Origin of the sequence: Staphylococcus sp. GDX8P114P-2 (genome assembly GCF_017892945.1) — a bacterium.
GTDB classification, from domain to species: domain Bacteria; phylum Bacillota; class Bacilli; order Staphylococcales; family Staphylococcaceae; genus Staphylococcus; species Staphylococcus arlettae.
On record NZ_JAESMB010000008.1, the window covers coordinates 195172 to 212530 of the forward strand.

15 protein-coding genes are annotated in these 17359 nt (G+C 34.1%); 5 read left to right on the plus strand and 10 right to left on the minus strand.

Annotated elements, in window-relative coordinates; all coding sequences use genetic code 11:
• Positions 1-3 precede the first annotated feature (3 nt).
• The 9 genes from uvrB to fakB1 all read right to left on the minus strand — a co-directional run bounded on the left by uvrB (position 4) and on the right by fakB1 (position 11180).
• A complete protein-coding gene (gene uvrB / locus KA845_RS04050; protein ID WP_021459135.1) occupies positions 4-1986 on the minus strand; it encodes an excinuclease ABC subunit UvrB in 1983 nt (660 codons plus the stop codon).
• Positions 1987-2283: 297 nt separating this feature from the next.
• Positions 2284-2517 carry a CsbA family protein gene (locus tag KA845_RS04055; RefSeq protein WP_002509841.1) on the minus strand — a complete coding sequence of 78 codons (234 nt, stop codon included), beginning with the start codon at positions 2515-2517 and terminating at the stop codon, positions 2284-2286.
• A gap of 5 nt (positions 2518-2522) precedes the next feature.
• Complete coding sequence (locus KA845_RS04060) at positions 2523-3164, minus strand: YfbR-like 5'-deoxynucleotidase (RefSeq protein ID WP_002509842.1); 642 nt, start codon at positions 3162-3164, stop codon at positions 2523-2525.
• 295 nt (positions 3165-3459) lie between these two features.
• Positions 3460-4576, minus strand: a protein-coding gene (gene prfB / locus KA845_RS04065; protein ID WP_100218104.1) for a peptide chain release factor 2 whose coding sequence is annotated in 2 segments (ribosomal slippage) — positions 3460-4503 and positions 4505-4576 — 1116 coding nt in all. Because the reading frame shifts where the segments join, the coding sequence is not laid out codon by codon here.
• A 250-nt stretch (positions 4577-4826) separates the two neighbouring features.
• Positions 4827-7358, minus strand: a complete 2532-nt coding sequence (gene secA / locus KA845_RS04070) for a preprotein translocase subunit SecA (protein WP_002509844.1) — start codon at positions 7356-7358, stop codon at positions 4827-4829.
• A 277-nt stretch (positions 7359-7635) separates the two neighbouring features.
• Entirely contained in the window at positions 7636-8205 is a 570-nt protein-coding gene (gene hpf, locus KA845_RS04075; RefSeq protein ID WP_002509845.1) for a ribosome hibernation-promoting factor, HPF/YfiA family, read from the minus strand.
• Positions 8206-8271: 66 nt separating this feature from the next.
• Positions 8272-8943, minus strand: coding sequence for a ComF family protein (locus KA845_RS04080; RefSeq protein WP_002509846.1), 672 nt, complete (start codon positions 8941-8943; stop codon positions 8272-8274).
• Complete coding sequence (locus KA845_RS04085; RefSeq protein WP_002509847.1) at positions 8936-10018, minus strand: DEAD/DEAH box helicase family protein; 1083 nt, start codon at positions 10016-10018, stop codon at positions 8936-8938. The genes KA845_RS04080 and KA845_RS04085 overlap by 8 nt, the downstream gene beginning before the upstream one ends.
• Positions 10019-10316: 298 nt before the next feature.
• Complete coding sequence (gene fakB1 / locus KA845_RS04090) at positions 10317-11180, minus strand: fatty acid kinase binding subunit FakB1 (protein ID WP_002509848.1); 864 nt, start codon at positions 11178-11180, stop codon at positions 10317-10319.
• Between the two features lie 211 nt (positions 11181-11391).
• Here fakB1 and KA845_RS04095 point away from each other — a divergent pair, with 211 nt between their 5' ends.
• A complete protein-coding gene (locus tag KA845_RS04095) occupies positions 11392-12030 on the plus strand; it encodes a YigZ family protein (RefSeq protein WP_002509849.1) in 639 nt (212 codons plus the stop codon).
• A 105-nt stretch (positions 12031-12135) separates the two neighbouring features.
• On the opposite strand, the gene KA845_RS04100 is transcribed toward KA845_RS04095, so the two are convergent.
• On the minus strand, positions 12136-13188 hold the full coding sequence (locus tag KA845_RS04100; RefSeq protein ID WP_002509850.1) for a glycosyltransferase family 4 protein: 1053 nt from the start codon (positions 13186-13188) through the stop codon (positions 12136-12138).
• Positions 13189-13579: 391 nt separating this feature from the next.
• Here KA845_RS04100 and gdpS point away from each other — a divergent pair, with 391 nt between their 5' ends.
• The 4 genes from gdpS (at position 13580) to pepT (ending at position 17338) form a co-directional block, all read left to right on the plus strand.
• Positions 13580-14650, plus strand: a complete 1071-nt coding sequence (gene gdpS, locus KA845_RS04105; RefSeq protein WP_002509851.1) for a GGDEF domain-containing protein GdpS — start codon at positions 13580-13582, stop codon at positions 14648-14650.
• Positions 14651-14815: 165 nt separating this feature from the next.
• Complete coding sequence (locus KA845_RS04110) at positions 14816-15577, plus strand: threonine/serine exporter family protein (protein ID WP_002509852.1); 762 nt, start codon at positions 14816-14818, stop codon at positions 15575-15577.
• 18 nt (positions 15578-15595) lie between these two features.
• Positions 15596-16090 carry a threonine/serine exporter family protein gene (locus KA845_RS04115; RefSeq protein WP_002509853.1) on the plus strand — a complete coding sequence of 165 codons (495 nt, stop codon included), beginning with the start codon at positions 15596-15598 and terminating at the stop codon, positions 16088-16090.
• Positions 16091-16102: 12 nt separating this feature from the next.
• On the plus strand, positions 16103-17338 hold the full coding sequence (gene pepT, locus KA845_RS04120) for a peptidase T (RefSeq protein WP_107374006.1): 1236 nt from the start codon (positions 16103-16105) through the stop codon (positions 17336-17338).
• Positions 17339-17359 lie beyond the last annotated feature (21 nt).

The window sequence follows — 17359 nt, forward strand, 5'->3', positions numbered from 1 at the left end:
ATGTCACCCTTCTGCTTTTAATTCGAATAACATGTCACGTAATTCTGTTGCTCTTTCAAAGTCTAAGTCTTTAGCTGCTTGCTTCATTTCTTTTTCGATATTTTGAATCGTTTTTTCGCGTTCTTTTTTCGTAAGTTTTTTCGGTACTTCTGTTTGTTGTTGTTCATTTGTTTCATCTGAATCTACCGTAGCACTAATAACATCATGAATTTTCTTATTGATTGTCGTCGGTGTAATATTATGTTTTTCATTGTAAGCCATTTGTATTTGACGTCTACGTTCTGTTTCATCTAAAGCATATTGCATAGAATCCGTTATCTTATCACCGTACATAATAACTTCACCTTTACTGTTACGTGCTGCACGACCTATCGTTTGTACAAGGGAACGTTCAGAACGCAAGAACCCTTCTTTATCAGCATCTAATATAACAACTAAGGATACTTCTGGTATATCTATACCTTCACGTAATAAGTTAATACCTACAACGACATCATACGTACCCATACGTAAATCTCGTATTATTTCAATACGTTCTAATGTTTTAATTTCTGAATGAAGATAGTTTACTTTAATACCCGCTTCTTTCAGATAGGTCGTTAAATCTTCACTCATTTTTTTAGTCAATGTCGTAATAAGTACACGTTCATCATTTTCAATACGTCCTTGGATTTCACCTAATAAATCATCAATTTGATTTTCTGTAGGGCGTACATCAATTTTTGGATCTAATAGACCAGTTGGCCTAATAATTTGTTCGACCATTTCATCGGTATGTTCTAATTCATATGGCCCTGGCGTAGCAGAAACATAAACGAGTTGACGTGTTTTAGACTCAAATTCTTCAAATTGGAGCGGTCTATTATCAAGTGCACTAGGTAGTCTAAATCCATGATCCACCAATACTTGCTTACGTGCACGGTCACCATTATACATACCTCTTATTTGAGGCAAAGTAACATGAGACTCATCAATCATAACTAACCAGTCGTCTCCAAAATAATCTAATAATGTGTATGGTGTGGAGCCTAACGGTCTCAATGTTAAGTGCACCGAATAGTTTTCAATACCAGAACAAAAGCCCATTTCTCGCATCATTTCTAAATCATAATTGGTACGTTGTTCTAAACGCTGTGCTTCTAATAATTTATTTTCACTGCGTAATTTTTCTAATTGTTCAGCTAATTCATTTTCGATACGTTGTATTGCTGATTTCATTTTTTCTTCACGTGTAACGAAGTGAGAAGCTGGGAAAATCGCAAAATGATCTCGTTCTCTCAATACTTCACCTGTTAAATAATTCACTTCACGAATGCGATCTATTTCATCTCCAAAAAACTCAACGCGGATACACATTTCTTCACGTGAGGCTGGGAAAATTTCTACAACATCGCCTCTCACTCTAAATGTTCCACGTCTAAAATCAATATCATTTCTCGTATATTGTACATCTACTAATTTGCGCAATAGTTCACTACGATCCATTTCCATACCAACACGTACACTCACAACTAAATCACGATATTCATCTGGATTACCTAAACCATAAATACAACTAACACTGGCAATAATTATAACGTCATCACGTTCAAATAAGGCACTTGTTGCAGAATGTCGCAATTGGTCTATTTCATCATTGATTGAAGCATCTTTTTCAATAAATGTATCGGTAGAAGGTACATATGCTTCTGGTTGATAATAATCGTAATAACTTACAAAATACTCTACTCTATTTTCTGGAAAAAATTCTTTAAATTCACTGTATAATTGTCCTGCTAAGGTTTTATTATGGGCAATAATCAAGGTCGGTTTGCCCACTTCCTTAATTACATTACTCATCGTAAATGTTTTTCCTGTACCTGTAGCACCTAGTAAGGTTTGATGTCGTTCTCCTGCATTCACACCATTGACAATTTTTCGAATTGCTTCCGGTTGGTCACCTTCTGGTTCAAAGTCGGAAACTAATTTGAATGGATAATGTTCCATAGTGACACATTCCTCCTATATATTACGTTTAACGTTAGTTAATTCATTGCTCATACTGTAGATTATTAATTATATCAATTGTTTAAAATCTATTTCACTTGCATACTATTTTAACAGATTCTGTTCGAAATATACAAACATTTGTTCGTTTAAAATGATTACTCTCACTCACACATAGAAAAAAACAAACATAGTTCACACTATGTTTGTTTTTTCATGTTTGTTATTGAGTTATATAAGTATACTTATTAAACAGCATTTATTGCAATCGAACTGTTTATACATTGTATATACCCGTTAATCTTCATCTTCTTTTTTATGCAATTGTAATTGGTCAATAATCACGTACCCTGCAAGTATGGATACTACATCAATAAAGATAATCCACTCATTATGAAAAAAACCTTTTTGAATCGATGCACCGATTAAGACGAGTACTAAAATTGTACCAACCCATTTACTTCTAGTCACCACACTAAATAAAATGACAAGTATACACGGGAAGAATGATGCGAGTATATACCAAATCATATATGTCACTCATTTCTTTTATTTAAAATTGCCATTGTTGTTTCACGCAATTCAGATTTTGGAATAAATTTCTCAGTTAACATTTCAGGAATTACGTTGTCTATGAAATCTTGTACCGAACTTAAATGGTCAAATTGCATAATTGTTTCTAAAGACATTTCATAAATTTCAAAGAAGAGCTGTTCCGGGTTACGTTTTTGAATTTCTCCGAAAGTTTCATATAATAAGTCAATTTTATCAGCAACTGATAATATTTGTCCTTCTAATGAATCATCCTTACCTTCCTGTAATCGTTCTCGATAAACATCTTGATAAGGTGTAGGTATTTCTTCACTAATAAAAGTATCTACCATTTCTTCTTCAACTTGAGAAAACAATTTTTTCAATTCGCCACTAGCGTATTTCACCGGAGTTTTAATATCTCCTGTGAAAATTTCAGCAAAGTCATGGTTTAATGCTTTTTCATATAAGCTTTTCCAATCCACTTCGTTGCCGTTATACTCTTCCACAGTTGCTAAATATTGCGCGATTTTTGTAACTTTAAATGAATGCGCAGCTACATTATGCTCAAAATATTTAAATTTTCCTGGTAGTCTGATTAACTTTTCCAAATCGGATAAGCGTTTAAAATATTGATGTACACCCATGACATACGCCTCCTTGTTTAAACAATGATTATACTTGCTTTTATTATAACAAACAAGAAAATCAATTTTCATACCAACTTAATTATTAAAGTTACTTAAATTATGCCTTCTATTCATTGATATTTCAAAAATTTAAAAGTGGAAAAGTCATAGCAAGCAATATATTGCTTGCTTAATTATTAAATCCATCATCACGTATGTCATCGCAAAGTATTGCACTTACATAGTCGTTTATCGCTATAAGGTAAATTGTTAATCCTATATTTCAAAGTCTACTGTTGGAACTATTAATGTATTACTCTTCAGCTTGATCCATTTGACTTCTTAGGTATGCTTCGATAAATGGCCCTATGTCACCATCCATCACAGCATCTACTTTACCTGTTTCTTTATTTGTACGATGGTCTTTAACCATAGAATATGGATGGAAAACATAAGAACGAATTTGACTGCCCCAGCCTATTTCTTTTTGTTCTCCTCGAATTGCTGCCATTTCTTGCTCTTGTTCTTCTAATTTAAGTTGATATAATTTAGATTTTAACATCTTCATAGCAGCTTCACGGTTTTTAATTTGTGAACGTTCATTTTGGTTATTTACTACTATACCTGTAGGGTGATGAGTAATACGTATCGCTGATTCAGTTTTGTTAATGTGCTGACCACCAGCTCCTGATGCACGGAACGTATCTACGGTAATATCATCTGGATTAATATCAATTTCAATTTCTGTATTATTAAATTCTGGAATTACATCACACGATGCAAATGACGTATGACGTCTACCTGAAGAATCAAACGGTGATATACGAACGAGTCGGTGAACGCCTTTTTCTGCTTTCAAATAGCCGTAAGCATTATGACCTTTAACGACTATTGTTACACTTTTCACGCCCGCTTCATCACCGGGTAAATAATCGGCAGTTTCAACTTTAAAGCCTTTTTGTTCACAATAACGTTGGTACATTCTTAATAGCATACTCGTCCAATCTTGTGATTCAGTACCACCAGCACCTGGATGTAATTCTAAGATTGCATTATTTGCGTCATAAGGTCCATCTAATAATAATTGTAATTCAAATTGATCTAAATCACCTTTAAATGCTTGAACTTGCGTTACTAGGTCTGCTTGCATATCTTCATCTTGTTCTTCTGCAAGTAATTCGCGTGTAGCATCCATATCCTCTAGCTGTGATTCTAACTTTCTAAATTCGGTTACTACAGATTTTAGAGCATTATTTTTATCAATGACGCTCTGCGCCGTATTTTGGTCATCCCAAAAGTTAGGGTCAGTCATCATTTCTTCATATTCTTGAATATTTGTCTCTTTTTCTTCTAAGTCAAAGAGACCCCCTAAGTTGTTCTAACTTGTCAGCATTGTGCTCTATATTACGTTTTATTTCTGATAATTCCATAGTCATCGCTCCTAAATAACGTTTTATTAATATTTTAACATAAATTGTCACTTCTAATTATAGTCTACATTGTGTAAGTTTATTCTCCTAGTCCCTCAGTCAATAAATTATTACTGTAATTAGCATTGATGATGCCTCTAACGTTGCTTGTGCATGACACTCTGTGTCATCAATTTCTTGTTTAGTGATAACTTTCAACGATACAAAAGAACCTAGAACAATAATATGCTCCAGGCTCTACACGACAGCATTAAGCACCGTGACAATTTTTATATTTTTTACCACTACCACATGGACAAGGGTCATTACGACCAATATGTTCATCTTTCACAAATGGTTGTGCCTTAGCTTTTTCTTTACCATCTTCTGCTGAAACATGCTCAGCTTTACCGAAGTCTGTTGTTTTATCTCTTTCAATATCATCTTCAACCGATACTACAGATTTCAAGATGTATTTACTCACATCTTCTTCAATATTTTCCATCATGCTATCAAACAATTGATGACCTTCGTTTTGATAGTCACGTAATGGGTTTTGTTGACCATAGGAACGTAAGTGAATACCTTGTCTTAATTGATCCATAGTATCTATATGATCAGTCCAGTGCGTATCAATTGAACGTAATAAAATCATACGTTCAAACTCAGGGAATTGATCGCCAATCTCTGTTTTTTGTTCTACCAATGCAGCTTCAACTTTTTGCCAAACAAGATTATAAATATCTTCACTGTCTTTTCCTTTAACATCAGATACTTTAAGTTCACCTTCATTAAGGAACACATCATCAATGTAGTTGATAAAAGGTTCATAATCTGGTTCTTCCTCATCATCATTAATATAATATGTCACGCTACGTTGTAATGTTGATTGCAACATGGCATTGACTAATTCTGAACTATTCTCGTTATCAATGATATTATTACGTTCGCCATAAATAATTTCACGTTGTTTACGTAGTACATCATCATATTCAAGAATACGTTTACGAGTATCAAAGTTATTACCTTCTACTCGTTTTTGTGCAGATTCTACAGCACGTGATACCATTTTGGATTCAATAGGAGTAGAGTCATCCATACCTAAGCGATTCATCATTTTTTGCAATCTTTCTGAACCGAAGCGGACCATCAATTCATCTTGTAGCGATAAATAAAATCGACTATCACCTTTGTCACCTTGACGACCAGAACGACCACGTAATTGATCATCAATACGACGTGATTCATGTCGTTCCGTACCAATGACTGCTAAACCACCTAATTCTTCTACGCCATCACCAAGCTTGATATCTGTACCACGTCCAGCCATATTTGTCGCAATAGTAATTGCACCTTTTTGACCAGCACCTGCAACTATATCGGCTTCGCGTTCATGGTTTTTGGCGTTTAACACATCATGACGAATACCATGTTTTTTTAGTAAGTTAGAAATATATTCACTTGTTTCAACTGCAACTGTACCTAGCAATACAGGTTGTCCTTGTTTATGTTTGTCAATGACATCATCTACAACTGCATCAAACTTACCTTTTTGACTAATGTAAATTAAGTCAGGTTTATCGACACGTTGTACAGGTTTATTCGTTGGAATTTGTGTCACTGTCATATTGTAAATGTTACGAAATTCTTCTTCTTCCGTTTTAGCTGTTCCGGTCATACCAGCTAATTTATTATACATACGGAAGTAGTTTTGGAAAGTAATTGACGCCATAGTTTTAGATTCATTTTGAATTTTAACGCCTTCTTTAGCTTCAATCGCTTGATGTAAGCCTTCAGAGAATCTACGTCCAGGCATCGTACGACCAGTAAATTGGTCGACAATTAATACTTCTCCATTATTGACCATATAATCAACATCGCGTTGAAGTGTCACGTGTGCACGTAAAGCAGTATTAATGTGACTAATAATATCAACATTCTTAACGTCATAAAGGTTATCGATTTTAAACATACGTTCTGCTTTATCAATACCTTGTTCTGTTAATTGCACTGCTTTAGTTTTTTCATCATAATTAAAGTCATCTTCACTTTTTAACATCTTCGCAAAGACGTTTGTTTGTGTATATAATGACGTTGATTTTTCAGCTTCTCCTGAAATAATCAATGGTGTACGTGCTTCATCAATTAAAATAGAATCGACTTCGTCAATAATAGCGTAATGTAGTGGACGCATAACGCGTTCTTCAGCATAATTCACCATATTATCACGCAAATAGTCAAATCCTAATTCATTATTCGTACTATAAGTGATATCACATGCGTATGCTTCTCGTTTTTCAGCTGTTGTTTTGCTGTTTAAATTTACGCCTACTGACAACCCTAAGAAATTATATAGTTCTGCCATTTCTTCACTTTGACTGCTCGCTAAGTATTCATTGACTGTAATAACATGAACACCACGACCTGCTAAGGCATTTAAATATGTCGGCATTGTAGCGGTTAACGTTTTACCTTCACCTGTACGCATTTCAGCAATATCACCTTTATGGATTGCTAAACCACCCATAATTTGAACACGGTACGGTATCATATTATAGACACGTTTTGAACCTTCTCTTACTAAGGCAAAAGCTTCTGGTAAAATCTCGTCTAATATTTTATTTTGCTTCTGTACATCTTCTTCTGCCTGTACTTTATCTTGAAACGATTTTGTTTTTTCTTTTATTTCTTCATCAGTTAATATAGACATGTCCTCTTCTAACTTGAGAACTTTGTCTGCTAATTTACCAAGGCGCTTTACTTCTTTAGTATTACCATCAGCTATCTTTGATAAAAAACCCATTCTGTTCGCTCCTTTAGCTTAATAACTCTATTACTTACAACAATTTATAATACCATTAATTAGCTTAAAATTACACTTATAGGATTATTGTTATAAATATATTTACATTTCCTTTGCTGCTGTTAATATACTTTACATTTCATACTGTTCTATATAATAACTCGCTTATCCTAGCACAACTTAGTCTTTGTGCTATCAAATTATTTCATACTAACATAACATAAAAGAAGCGTCCACGATTTAACTTAATCATGAACGCTTCAACACTTATAGTTAGTTATTGTTCTGTTGTTTCTATTAAACCATATTTTCCATCTTTACGTTTATAAACAATACTTGTTCCGTCAGTTTCACGATCTGTAAAAATAAAGAAATCATGACCCAATAAATCCATCTGCAACACCGCTTCTTCAGAATCCATTGGCTTTAAGCTAAATTGTTTAGAACGAATAATTTCGAAGTCATTTTCCTGACTTGTATCATCTAAAGCATCTGCTTTATTATCTTCTACAATTTCAGCAAAAACTTCTTGATCCCCTTTGTCTCTACTTTTACGATTCACACGAGTTTTATATTTTCTTACTTGACGTTCAAGTTTATTATTAATTAAATCTATACCCGCATATAAGTCGTCATGTCTTTCTTCAGCTCTTAATGTTACATTTTTTAATGGAATTGTTACTTCAATTTTAGTAGCTGAGTTTTGATACGTTTTGACTTTAACATGTGCGATAGCGTTTGGAACATTGTTAAAGTAACGTTCGAGTTTACCAATTTTATCCTCAATATAGTTACGGATTGCATCTGTAATAGTGAGGTTCTCTCCGTGAATTTCAAATCTAAACATAGTAATCGACTCCTTTAAAACCTCTATATTGGTAATGTTGCTTACTCTCATAATACCACGTTTACGTTAGCGTGCAAATGTAAAGACATCGAATTTTCTGATTTTTCTTACAAAAAATTTACATGCTGCTTGATGAACAGTAATTCCAGTAGTATAGATGTCATCTACTAACAAAATATTTTTATTAGTAAAGTCCAAATCTGCTGTAATTATAAATGGATTAGGCTGACTTAAACGTTGACGTTTGGTTAAAGATGATTGTTTACGATCATACTGCATTGTTAAACAGTTAGTATATTTAACATGCATACATGCTAACACTGCAGTCACTGGATTAAATGTCCGCCAACGATCTCTAGAGCTATGAGAAGGTATCGGGATAATATAGTCATAATGCATACGCGGTAACTGTATATATCGTGCTATCAATGTACAAAGTACGTAATCTCTGTTGAATTTGTATTGTTGTAACACTGCTTTCATCATTCCTTTGTAGTGAAAATTACAATATAGTTGATTGATGCGTTGATAGCGCTTAGCCAACATAGCACAATCCATACATTGGCTTTGATTATCTGATATTGGTTTTAAACAAGTAGTACAACACGCTTTTGTCTGAATTTTACATTGTTGCAAAGCATCGTCACACGCCTCACATATTAGTACAGGACGGGCGTAAAAGTTTGTAATCGTTAACGCCTCATTAATTTGCGCATCACACCATAGACAATTAACCATCAATCCATCCCCGTTGTTGTGCTATGCGATTCATTCGTTTTAGCGCGTGCTTTGCTTTTAACATCTGTGTAGATATTCCTTGATGATAAAACCAAACATTACCTGTAGGAGCTTCAGTTTTACGTCCTACACGTCCTGACATTTGAATTAATACATGCTGTGTAAAAGTGTGGCTATTTAATACAACAACGTCTAACTTAGCTAGTGTAAACCCTCTTTCTAAGATAGTAGTAGTAAACACGCTAACATATTTCCCTGCTCTCAATTCTTGTACTTTGGTCATGCGTAGTGCATCGTCACTCGACACAAATGCTGACTGTACTAGCACCTTTTGATACGTATGCTCTAACTGTCTTAATAGCTTAATACTATGAACAAATACAAGTGTTATTCTCCCCGCTGCTTGTTGTCGACATAGTAGTCGTACAAGGTTGGTTTGCGGTCGTTGTGGTGTCAATTTAAAATATTGAAATTGTGGTATCGGTAATGGTTGTCGATGAAAACGTGCAGGTAATGTAATTATATTCGAAGCTTTAAATTGTCTTAAAAGTGATTTGGGAGGCGTTGCAGTCATATAAATATGACATCGGTCGTGTGTCGATGCTAACGTTATTGAATGTTGCAATACTCTATCCATTGCTAGTGGAAACGCATCTACCTCATCTACAATAACTAGTTGAAAATGCTGTTTAAAACGTAGCAATTGATGCACAGTAGCAATAACAAAATGACCATTAAATCGTTGAGGTTGCCCTCGATACAGTACATCTATGCATTCTTGTTGAAATGCTGCTCGTAACCTCAGAGTAAGCTCTATAACTACGTCAGTGCGTGGTGATACTACTGCAACATTTAGTCCTTGTTGCCTTGCATATTGCAATGCTGGAAACATCATTTCTGTTTTACCCGCTCCAGTCACAGCGTGTAACAGTTGATCTTGACTTGACTTAACAGCTTCTAATAACGCTGTTGCACCATAATGTTGTTGTGGAGATAACTTAAAAGGTATATTAAATTCTGCAGATGTAGCTACATTATATGTTTGTGTTATATAAACATCCGACAGACTATCCATACGTCCTAATTGGAGGCAATAGCGACAATATAATATATCACGTTGTAATAGTGGTGAGTAATAACTGTGAATGTGACGTCTATAGATAGAACCGCACTGCAAACAAGTCGTTACACTTCGTTCTTGCGTAATGCCTGGCCCACAATAAATCACCTTTTCAGTTGTCAGCAAAGCATGATTGGTAACTAACCTACCATATAGTTTGATTGTTCATCACCTCAAAAAAGACTAGAGCCATATTAAATGTTAACTACTGTAACACCCTCATATTGTTCTAGTCTCTAATAACGTCTTATATTTATTTTTCTGTAATTGTACGGCAAGTATATCCTAAACCTATACCGCCAGAACCTAAATGCGCTGCGATTACCGGCCCAAATTCAGAAAAAATAATATTATAATCTGGATGCGCCGCTTTTAAATCTTCGTAAAGCCATTTTGAATCTTCTTTTTTATCTCCACCAATAATAAATAGTGTAAATTCTTCAAGTCCATTAACTTGGTCCAATACTTTTTGTTCTAACGCCTTTAAAGCACGCTTTTTGGTACGTACTTTCTCTTCTGGTAAAATTTTACCATCTTCGAATTTTAGTACAGGCTTCATTTTTAACATTGTACCAATCCATGCTTGAGCACCCGTGATACGTCCACTTTTTTGTAAATTTTTTAAATCATCTACCATTAAAACTGCTCCAGTTTGCTCACGCATATTTTCTAAATCAGCAATAATAGCCTCAGGTTTATAATCTAGCTTAATTAATTCTATTGCTCTTAATACATAAGCACCTTCAACCATTGCAGCTAATTTGGAATCAAACGTATGCACCTTAATACCTTCAACCATTTCAGCGGCTTGTGTTGCAGTTTGATAACTACCACTAATTCCTGATGACATCATTACAGCAACAACATCAGTATACCCTTCTTCACGCAAGGCTTCATACAATTCTAAATAGACACCTATCGCAGGTTGACTCGTTGTTGGTATCGTTTTAGATGTTTTCATTCGTTCATAAAATTCAGGTGCAAAAATAGTTTCGTTTTCAATAAAATTATCACCATTATCAAAAGTTACACTTAACGGAGCTACTTTAATATTATATTTATCAATCATTGATTGAGATAGATAGCTTGTGGAATCTGTCAAGACAGCAATCTTCATCATAATCCTCCTCAATTATACTCACATTTATCATACCGTAATTTCTAACAAAAGAAAATTCCTTTATGTAATTATAATTGTTGTTTGTATTATAGTATAATAGAAAGTAACACATTTAGCTTTTGTAATTCTACTACCTTTATAGCATTCTAGTGGTATAAAGATTAGAATTTCCAAATTTAGAGCGTCAAAAATAGAGGTGGAATCATACATGGAAGAACCAATTATTACGATAAAAGCTGAACATCAAATCGAAAATGTTATAAATAAATCTAGATTTATAGCCCATATTAAACCAGTAGCGGATGAAGACGAAGCAAAGTCATTCATAGCTGAGGTTAAACAAGAACATAAAGAGGCAACTCATAATTGTTCAGCTTATACGATAGGTAATCAAATGAATATCCAAAAAGCAAATGATGATGGTGAACCAAGTGGTACGGCTGGTGTTCCTATGTTGGATATACTTAAAAAATTAGAGACTCATAATGTCTGTGTCGTAGTAACACGTTATTTTGGAGGTATCAAATTAGGTGGAGGCGGACTGATTCGTGCATATAGTGGCGCAGTACGAGATGTAATTTATGATATCGGCCGCGTAGCGCTAAAAGAGGCAGTCCCTGTTACAGTTGCGATTAATTATGATTTAACTGGTAAATTTGAATATGAACTAGCTTCTACTTCATTTCTGTTACGTGATACGCAATATACTGATAAAGTAAGTTATAGCATTGACGTTGTTGCCACAGAATATGACGCATTTTTAGCATTCTTAAATCGCACGACTGCTGGCAAATTCGATTTAATCGAAGGTGAGGTTAAACACCTACCATTTGATATAACCACATAACTAAAAAATTCTGAGATTAAATCATTAACTTGGGCTACGTAATCTAAACTAAGTAAGAATACATAGGTCGAGCAATCATTTAGTCTCAGAACTCTTTTTATTATGCTATTTTTCGTTGTGATCTTTCTTTTCAATCAGTTTCAATATCGGTCTATAGTCATCATCAATTAAGCCAGTAAATTCCACAATTAGTTCAATCGTAACAACTATTAAGATTAACATCATTACAACGCCCCATGGTTGTGATAAATACAAAATAATACTGGATAAACTAAATAATAGTGCGATGGAATAAATTAAGGTTACAGTTTGTCTATGTGAATAACCTAGTTCTAGCAGTTTGTGATGTAGGTGCGACTTATCTGCTTGCATAATATGTTGACCTTTTTTCACACGACGTATCATTGCAAATAGCGTATCGATAAACGGTACCGCTAAAATAACAATTGGGAAGAATAACGAAACGAATGTAATATTTTTAAACCCAAGTAATGATAAAAAGCCAACAATAAAGCCAATTAAAAGTGCACCACTGTCACCTAAAAATATTTTAGCAGGGTGAAAATTAAAGCATAAAAAGCCTAATAAAGCACCTATCAGGACGCTACATATCATAATAATTAACACATTCGCTTGAAGTATAGCTATAAAACCGATTGTTGCTAATGCTATGGCAGATACGCCTGATGCTAAACCGTCCAAACCATCTATTAAATTAATTGCATTTGTAATAGCTACAATCCAAATTACAGTAATAGGAATACCTAAAACACCAAAATGAATTGTAGGACCTATGGGTAGCGATATAAAATCAATAGTTATACCATAATAAACAACGACTAATGCTGCAATAATTTGACCAAGTAATTTAATTACGGGTTTCAAGTCATAAATATCATCGACTAATCCAACAAGATACATTATTACAGCGCCAATCACTAGAGGCTTAACTTCAGTTTCAATTGGGTGACCCAACCATATGCCAAGTAAAAACGAAAACAATATGACAGTACCACCTAACACAGAAACAGGTTTCGTGTGCACTTTTCTGAAGTTTGGTTTATCAACAATCCCCATTTTATGTGAAATTTTGATTATTATTGGTGTAAGTATTAAACTGACTATCATTGAAAAAATGATTAATAATAATGTATACATCAGTTCACCTTCATTAATTTAATTCTAAATGTTGTAATTTCACTCTGAATCCAACATCTGTATGTCCTATTTATAACAGTTGTATAATGCTTATTACTGTATAATAATTTAATATACATAACAAGTGTATACATTTAATTTACGTTTAATATTTACTTTAGTAATCATACCTTAAAACTATTTAAGATTACAAATCGAAATAAGTATAATATTAACAAAACCTTTTTATAAGATTTCTCGAATGTTTATTCATTTTATTATAATATCATTCGCTAGTTCATTTTAACATTAAAAAACGGGTTTTTTGTGAATTTGTATAGAAATGATGATGACAAATTGTAAGTTTTCACTTACAATGACAAAGTGTTATTTTAAAGGAGCGTTTAATAAAATGTTTGAAGCAATAATATATAATATTTCTGTTACTGTAGCCGGTATCTATTTATTTCACCGTTTACAATACTCAGAAAATAGAATCATGATATTTTCCAAAGCTTACGTTACAGTATTAATGACAATTGTTGCTTTATTACTGTCTGCCTACCCTATCCCATTATTTGATGCATATATCATTGAATTAACGTTTATACCGTTACTCTTCATAGGTAGGTATACCAACTTAATATATACTGTACTAGCTGCAATTATTGTTTCCTTAGTAAGCATTTTTATATTTGACCACTCTATTATAAATGGGGTTATCTTACTTGTAATTGCAATTATTGTCAGTATGATCGGCCCATTTTTAAAACAAAGCGACATTGTTTCTATCCAGATATTAAACACAATTAGTCTAATCATTTATGCAATGTTAGCACTTATAAGCCCATATGTCGATTGGATGGAAGTCTTATTCTTAATTCCTATATCCTTTGTATTAACTATTACTTCATCAGTTACCTTTGTTGATATTTGGCATTTCTTTTCGTTAGTTAACCGCTATGAAAATGAAGACAGTATCGATTATCTAACCGGACTTGGAAACGTAAAAGAATTTGATCGTCATCTGAATAAAGTTTCACGTGAAGCGGAGCAACATCAAGAAAGCTTGGGACTGTTACTTATTGATATTGATGGGTTTAAAGATGTGAATGACCAATACTCTCATCAAGCTGGCGATGCAGTGTTAAGACAAATGTCACAGTTACTTATTAATTACGTTCCAACACATTTCAATATTTACCGCAATGGTGGCGAAGAATTTTCAATCGTACTGAGAGATTATAGTTTAGATCAATGCGTTAAGTTAAGTGAAGCTATACGCAATGGTGTAGAGCAATCATCATTCCACTTGCCAAATAAAGAAGTAATAAAATTATCTGTATCTATTGGTGTTGGTTTCTTAACACAAGATGATTATAAGTCACAACGTAAAGTCTTTAAAGATGCAGATGATATGTTGCATGTAGCTAAACAAGAAGGCCGAAATCAAGTTATGTTCAACCCAATCATTAAACTTTAATTATTTAATGTATAAACAATCCGTAATTATAAGATTTACGGATTGTTTTTATATATTGTCAAATATAATATTAAATCTATATGACTAACCACATTAACTATTGAAAGTTGTACAAAGAGACTGTAAACTTTCAATTGTTCAACACATTATTTGGAGGTGGCGACAATGTCTGACTCAATCACAATTATTGATGAAAATAAAGTGATTGATTTAGTACTCATTGCAGGTAGAATTTTACTTGAAAGTGGTGCTGAAACATATCGTGTTGAAGATACAATGAATCGTATGGCAGCAAGTTATGGCCTAGATGATACATATAGTTTTGTAACTTCAACAGCAATTATCTTTTCTTTAAACGATCGTACCAATACTCGCTTAATACGTATTCGAGAACGTACGACAGATTTAGAAAAAATTGCTTTAACTAATAGTTTATCTCGAAAAATTTCGAATAATGAACTTACAATAGATGAAGCCAAAGAGGAATTGTTTCAACTACACCACGCCTCGTTACAATACTCATTTGTAACACAATTTATTGCTGCGATGGTTGCCTGTGGTTTTTTCTTATTCATGTTCGGTGGCGTTGCACATGACTTTATCTTTGCAGTTTTAGCAGGAGCCGGCGCCTTTTTAACTTTTGATTTTGTCCAACGTTTTATACAAATCAAGTTCTTTTCAGAATTTATTAGTGCTGCAGTGGTAATAAGTATTGCAGCTATTAGTACTAAACTCGGATTAGCAATCAATCAGGATACTATAACTATTGCCGGTGTTATGCCTTTAGTACCTGGTATATTAATCACCAACGCAATACGTGATTTACTTGCTGGTGAATTGCTTGCAGGTATGTCACGTGGTGTCGAAGCAGCAATTACAGCTTTCGCCATCGGAGCTGGTGTTGCTATAGTCTTACTTTTATTTTAGGAGGTGACAGTCATGATATTGCTATATTACTTAGCACAATTTGCTATTAGTTTTATTGCTACCACACTATTTTCTATTATTTTCAATGCACCTCGACGTCTCCTATTTGCCTGTGGTTTTGTAGGTGCGATGGGCTGGACAATTTATAAATTTACAGTAGATATGGATTTAGGTAAAGTTATGGCTGCATTTCTTGGTAGCCTCATCTTAGGTATTATGAGTCACACTATGAGTCGTCACTATAAACGACCGGTTATTATCTTTATCGTTCCAGGTATTATCCCTTTGGTCCCCGGAGGTCTTGCGTATGAAGCAACACGCCTACTCGTTACCAATCAATATACACATGCTGTAAATACCTTTTTAGAAGTTACTTTAATATCAGGAGCTATCGCTTTTGGAATTTTATGTGCTGAAATATCGTATTTTCTCTATACGCGTATTAAACAATATTATGGTAAAATGAAAGGCAAAACATATAAGAAATCTTATGATATAAACAACAGAGCTTAAGGGGTGTTTTACATGAAATCACAAATTATTGAACGATTAACGCGATATGTCACAATAGACACACAGTCAGACCCAGAGTCCACAACAACACCGTCAACAGCAAAACAATGGGACTTATTGCGCGTGCTGGAAAGCGAATTACAAGCGTTTGGCTTAACTACAGATGTAGATGACAATGGTTACTTATTTGCAACACTCGACAGCAATGTTTCATATGAGTTACCTACTGTCGGTTTCTTAGCACATGTCGATACGTCACCAGATTTCAATGCCACAAATGTTAATCCTCAAATTATCCAAGAATATGATGGTACGCCGATTAAATTGGGAGATACAAATCGGGTATTAAGCCAAGAAACCTTCCCTGCTATGAAAAATGTTGAAGGTCATACATTAATGATTACTGACGGTACATCGTTATTAGGTGCAGATGACAAAGCTGGCGTAGTAGAAATTATGGAAGCACTCAAGTATTTAATTGACCATCCAGAGATTAAACATGGCCCTATTCGTGTAGGATTTACGCCGGACGAAGAAATTGGCCGTGGCCCACATAAATTTGATGTCGATCGTTTTAATGCGGCATTTGCTTTTACTATGGACGGTAGCGAATTAGGAGAATTACAATATGAAAGCTTTAATGCAGCTGAAGCGATTGTCACTGCATACGGCGTTAATGTCCACCCTGGTTCAGCTAAAAATGCGATGATTAATGCACTGTCTCTTGGACACCAATATCATTCGCTATTACCGCAAAATGAAGTGCCAGAACGCACAGAGGGTTATGAAGGCTTTTATCATTTAATGCAATTTAATGGTGATGTTGAAAAAGCATCTTTACATTATATTATTCGTGACCATGATAGTAAAAATTTCGATGTGCGAAAAAAACATATGATTGAACTTAAAGAGACGATTAATGACCATTATGAAGATGATCCGATTACGGTCACTATTAATGATCAATATTATAATATGGGCGAGCAAATAAACCAAAATCCACATGTAATAGAGATCGCTAAACGTGCTTTTAACAACTTAGACATAGTACCAAATACAGACCCTATTCGAGGCGGCACAGACGGATCTCAACTATCCTTCAAAGGTTTACCTACGCCAAATATTTTTACAGGTTGTGCAAATTTCCATGGACCTTTCGAATACGCTTCAATTGATGTTATGGAACAAGCTGTACATGTAGTCGTTAATATCGCTCAAGAAGTCGTTCACTATTATGAAGAAAATTAATAACTAACATAAAAATCGCCA

What these genes read in the sequence shown, in the direction of transcription:
- uvrB (WP_021459135.1), bottom strand. Translation starts at nt 1,986, where the DNA reads ATGGAACATTATCCATTCAAATTAGTTTCCGACTTTGAACCAGAAGGT.
- KA845_RS04055 (WP_002509841.1), bottom strand. Translation starts at nt 2,517, where the DNA reads ATGATTTGGTATATACTCGCATCATTCTTCCCGTGTATACTTGTCATT.
- KA845_RS04060 (WP_002509842.1), bottom strand. Translation starts at nt 3,164, where the DNA reads ATGGGTGTACATCAATATTTTAAACGCTTATCCGATTTGGAAAAGTTA.
- secA (WP_002509844.1), bottom strand. Translation starts at nt 7,358, where the DNA reads ATGGGTTTTTTATCAAAGATAGCTGATGGTAATACTAAAGAAGTAAAG.
- hpf (WP_002509845.1), bottom strand. Translation starts at nt 8,205, where the DNA reads ATGTTTAGATTTGAAATTCACGGAGAGAACCTCACTATTACAGATGCA.
- KA845_RS04080 (WP_002509846.1), bottom strand. Translation starts at nt 8,943, where the DNA reads ATGGTTAATTGTCTATGGTGTGATGCGCAAATTAATGAGGCGTTAACG.
- KA845_RS04085 (WP_002509847.1), bottom strand. Translation starts at nt 10,018, where the DNA reads ATGGATAGTCTGTCGGATGTTTATATAACACAAACATATAATGTAGCT.
- fakB1 (WP_002509848.1), bottom strand. Translation starts at nt 11,180, where the DNA reads ATGAAGATTGCTGTCTTGACAGATTCCACAAGCTATCTATCTCAATCA.
- KA845_RS04095 (WP_002509849.1), top strand. Translation starts at nt 11,392, where the DNA reads ATGGAAGAACCAATTATTACGATAAAAGCTGAACATCAAATCGAAAAT.
- KA845_RS04100 (WP_002509850.1), bottom strand. Translation starts at nt 13,188, where the DNA reads ATGTATACATTATTATTAATCATTTTTTCAATGATAGTCAGTTTAATA.
- gdpS (WP_002509851.1), top strand. Translation starts at nt 13,580, where the DNA reads ATGTTTGAAGCAATAATATATAATATTTCTGTTACTGTAGCCGGTATC.
- KA845_RS04110 (WP_002509852.1), top strand. Translation starts at nt 14,816, where the DNA reads ATGTCTGACTCAATCACAATTATTGATGAAAATAAAGTGATTGATTTA.
- pepT (WP_107374006.1), top strand. Translation starts at nt 16,103, where the DNA reads ATGAAATCACAAATTATTGAACGATTAACGCGATATGTCACAATAGAC.